At 31.5% G+C, this 4,561-nt stretch carries 3 protein-coding genes; all 3 read right to left on the bottom strand.

Features of this window, described 5'->3' with window-relative positions; all coding sequences use genetic code 11:
- Positions 1–1,038 (bottom strand): AI-2E family transporter (locus tag CD129_RS13080; protein WP_420898917.1); only part of this gene is annotated, 1,038 nt, incomplete at its 3' end.
- A gap of 432 nt (positions 1,039–1,470) precedes the next feature.
- Positions 1,471–3,537, bottom strand: coding sequence for a glucose-specific PTS transporter subunit IIBC (ptsG, locus tag CD129_RS13075; RefSeq protein ID WP_107510097.1), 2,067 nt, complete (start codon positions 3,535–3,537; stop codon positions 1,471–1,473).
- A 123-nt stretch (positions 3,538–3,660) separates the two neighbouring features.
- On the bottom strand, positions 3,661–4,497 hold the full coding sequence (glcT, locus tag CD129_RS13070) for a glucose PTS transporter transcription antiterminator GlcT (protein WP_115337483.1): 837 nt from the start codon (positions 4,495–4,497) through the stop codon (positions 3,661–3,663).
- Positions 4,498–4,561: the final 64 nt, after the last annotated feature.

The following is a 4,561-nucleotide window of genomic DNA, read 5'->3' as shown; positions in this document are numbered from 1 at the left end:
TAATGGATGAATTTGCATTGTTTTACCCATAATATTTGGTGAAATAAAGTGACCTTCTAAAAATTGTACAGCTGCCCATACTATAGCAAGCTTTAACAGCATAAATGGTGAATCAATAGCTGCTAATACAATTGCAGGACTTATGGCAATCATTGGTCCTAAATAAGGTACTACGCTCGTAACAGCAGCAATACTTGCAAGTGTTAAAGCATATTCCAGACCAATGATTGAATAACCAATAAATAATAATACACCAATACAGAATGCAACTATCATTTGACCTTGAATATATGAACCTACTTGTACATTCATTTTATCAATTAAATCATGTGTATCTTTTCTAAATTTTGGTGGCATAATACTAATAAAATAGTTTCTAAATTTTCCACCATCTTTAAGTAAGAAGAACAAGACAAATGGGAATGTAATAATGATCACAACTACATGTGTAATCGTAGATACAAATGATTGAAACTTATTACCAAAATCTCCTAATGAGTTAGATATTTTTTTAGGAATATCACTAAAGTTTTGTTGTACCCAAGTTTGAGCTTGAGCATAATAATCAGCTACAAAAGAATTTTGAGAAAGTTTTTGAATCCTATTACTAAATTCTTGTACATATGATGGAAAATTTTTCGAAAAACTTTCAACTTGATTTTGAACTACAGGAATCAATAAAGTCACAACAAGTGTTAACGCTCCTATAATAGCAAGTAATAAAATGATAATACCCCATAATCTTGAGATATTAAATTTTTCCATAAAATTAATAATTGGGTTAAATAAATAAAACGCAACAAATGCAACAATAATTGGGCCAACTAAAGTTGTTGTAATTGTTACTAAAGGTTCAAAAATGAACGATACGTTTTGAAAAATAAATATCGTTAAACCTATCAAGATCAATAATCCTAAAATAAAATATATATCTCTACCGCCAAAAAACTTCATAAATCTAGAGATTTTATTATGAGAATTATTGGATTTTGTTTCTCTTTCCAAAAAAAGCCCTCCTTCTAAAAGTTTATAATCCATTATACCCTAATCGTATTACTTTAAAAACTAAAAACTTACAAATATAGTTTACATAATATAATTATATTTGTTTTATCTAAAAATAGTTATTTCTACCGATTTTGTAAAGTGCTGACGCCTGAGGGAATAGTATGCGTGAGAGACTACAGGCTCGAGCCATACCCCTAGGCAAGCATGCACATACAAAATCGTAAGATTTAAAAAATAAATACTGCTAACGATTTTGTAAGTGCTGACGCCCGAGGGAATAGTATGCGTGAGAGACTACAGGCTCGAGCCATACCCCTAGGCAAGCATGCACATACAAAATCGTGGAATTTTATAAAAAAAATAAGCATATCACTGTAAACTTTAAAAATCAGTTACGTGATATGCTTATTTATTTTGAGTTAGGACTTATATCCCAATCACATTTTAAAAATTCATTTAAACTTATTTAACGACTAAAATTTTATCGCCTTGTTCAACTTTACCAGTAACTAATGTTTCTAAAGTTGAGTCATTTAAGTTTGTAATAACAATAGGAGTAACTGTACTATCTGCATTTTCTTTAATGAAGTCTAAATCCACTTTCATTAAAGCTTGTCCCTTAACAATGTCAGTATCAGCTTCTGCTAAAATTTCAAAACCTTTACCTTCAAGCTTAACTGTTTCTAATCCGAAGTGAATTAATAATTCAACACCTTCATTAGATTCTAAGCCGATTGCATGTTTTGTAGGGAATGTCATTTTCAATTTACCATCAAATGGAGCAACTACTTCTCCAGTTTCTGGCATAATTGCAATACCATCACCCATCATTTTTTCAGAGAACACTTTATCTGGTACTTCAGAAATATTAATCACTTCACCTTTAATTGGAGAATAGATTGTAGCGCCACCTTCAGCAAGAATTGCAGCACTTTCTGCATCACCATCTTCAGTTACAGTTGTTTCAGTTGGTTTAGAAATTTCTCCAGAAATAATACGTGCCATATCATGTTTAATTTGATCTGACTTAGGACCAAAGATTGCTTGAATATTATTTCCTACTTCAAGTACGCCAGAAGCACCTAAACTTTTTAATTCATTTTTGTTAACTTCTGATTTATTTAATACTTCTACACGAAGTCTCGTAATACAAGCATCTAAATGCTTGATGTTTTCTTTACCACCCATTGCGTCTAAAACATCGAATGGTAATTCTGCTACTGAACTATTACGTGTTTCAGTTTCTTTATCTTCTCTACCAGGTGTTTTTAAATTAAATTTCTTGATAGCGAATGTAAATAAGAAGTAATAAACAAGAGCATATATAATACCTACTGGAATAACTAATAGCGCGTTTGTTCTATCCCAGTTTAATAATCCGTATAATACATAGTCTATAAACCCACCTGAGAATGTCATACCTATTTGAATATGTAACAAGTGCATTACTAAGAATGATGTACCTGCTAAAATTACGTGAATTCCATAAAGTACTGGTGCCACGAATAAGAATGAGAATTCTAAAGGTTCTGTAATACCAGTCAAGAATGATGTTAAACCTGCAGATAGCATTAAGCCACCAACAACTTTTTTACGTTCTGGACGAGCTTGACGATAAATCGCATAAGCTGCTGCTGGTAAACCGAACATCATAAATGGATATTTACCAGTTGTAAATGCACCAGCTGTAAATGGTACACCATCTTTAACTTGTGCCATAAAGATTCTTTGGTCACCACGTACTAACTCGCCAGCAGAGTTAACATAGTTACCGAACTCAAACCAGAATGGTGAATAGAATATATGATGCAATCCGAAAGGTATTAAAGCACGTTCAATAATACCAAAGATAAATGTAGTTAACGCTAAGTTTTTATCCAATAAGAATGTAGATAAATTATTTAATCCATCTTGTATTGGTGGCCAAGCAAATGAAAGAATAATACCTGCCACAATTGCAACAACTGATGTAATAATTGGTACAAATCGTTTACCTGCAAAGAATCCTAAGAAAGGTGGTAAATTAATATTATAATATTTGTTATAGCACCATGCAGCAAGTGCCCCCATTATAATACCACCGAACACACCAGTTTGAAGTGTCGGAATACCTAATACTAATGCATGTGCAGGATCTTTAGCTGTTTGCCCTAAAGTTTTAGCACCTTCAGCATAACTATAGATTTCATCAATTGAGATACCTTTTACAACACCCATGGTAGTATTCATAATCAAATAACCAACAAGAGCTGCTAATGCTGCTACGCCATCTCCTCCTGCTAAACCTAATGCGGTACCGAGTGCGAATAGTAATGGTAAATTATCAAAAATAATTTGACCGGATGACTCCATTACTGAAGCTACCATAACTATAGCATCAGTTTTTAACCAAGGTGCAATTTCAACGAACTGATCATTCTGCATTGCATTCCCGAATGCAAGTAAAATACCCGCTGCTGGTAGAATCGCAACTGGTAACATTAATGCTTTACCAATACGTTGCAATTGACCAAAGAATTTCTTAAACATATTTAATACCCTCCTATTTGTTTAACTTTATAAATTACGGCATGAAAAAAGTCATGAGCAAAGAAACTTACCATATTGGTAAAGTCTATTTGCTCATGCCTGATCGTATCAGTAACACGCAATTTATAAGTTATTATTAAAGTGTTGGATGTGCATTGTTAAATATGCCAATTCAGATTGATAAACTGGTTTCTTTAAGTGTGTTTGCATCATCTTCACTATCTTTACGGATATATTATAGCACATTGGATATTGCGCTTTCAATAGCATTTCGATATTAGTTGCATCTGGTATTCTTTCATCGGCTAAAACTCTTTGTATCGCAAAGTGAAGATGCCTTACAAACCGGCTATAATTAATACTATTTTTATTAACATTAACTTCAAGGCCTTCTTCTATTATAATTATAGCTTTCTGAATAATTTCTTTTATATTGTGAATATCATGTATTGAATGATTAACTTCTGCTGAATGAATATGTAAAGCTATGAAGCCAGCTTCTGATTCAATAAATTGCAAATTTAATTTTTCATTCAACGTTTTAACAGCTTTTTCTGCTATTTGATATTCCCTTGGATAAAGAAGTTCTGTTTCTTTTAAAAATGGATTATGAACATGTATACCTTCTTTAATACGTTTGATTGCAAATATGATATGATCTGTTAATGAAATTAAAGTTTTTTCACTTACACTTCCACCTAATTGTTTATCAATACCATTTACTACTTCTAATACAATATTAAAGATTTGTTCATTTGTGCCATCTAATAATTGCTTGTATTTATTTTTATCATTTTCAGATTCAAGCAAATAAACTTTCTCTATTAAATCTGTATTAATTTCTTCACCTTGTTTTTTACCAAAACTAATCCCCTTACCTACTAATATGACTTCATTATCATAATAGTTAGCAACTAACACATTATTATTTAACGTTTTTTCTATAATGTATTTTCCCATATCTCAAACCTCATTCTGAAGACCTATTACATATTATACAATTGATGATAATATAATGATAGAT

The sequence above is a fragment of the Mammaliicoccus fleurettii genome (assembly GCF_003970575.1).
In the GTDB taxonomy this organism is placed as follows: domain Bacteria; phylum Bacillota; class Bacilli; order Staphylococcales; family Staphylococcaceae; genus Mammaliicoccus; species Mammaliicoccus fleurettii.
The sequence above is the reverse complement of the archived record's forward strand: the minus strand, read 5'-3'. Positions and strand labels throughout refer to the sequence as shown.

Excerpts from the sequence above, each read along its gene's own strand:
- ptsG (WP_107510097.1), bottom strand. The coding sequence starts at position 3,537 with ATGTTTAAGAAATTCTTTGGTCAATTGCAACGTATTGGTAAAGCATTA.
- glcT (WP_115337483.1), bottom strand. The coding sequence starts at position 4,497 with ATGGGAAAATACATTATAGAAAAAACGTTAAATAATAATGTGTTAGTT.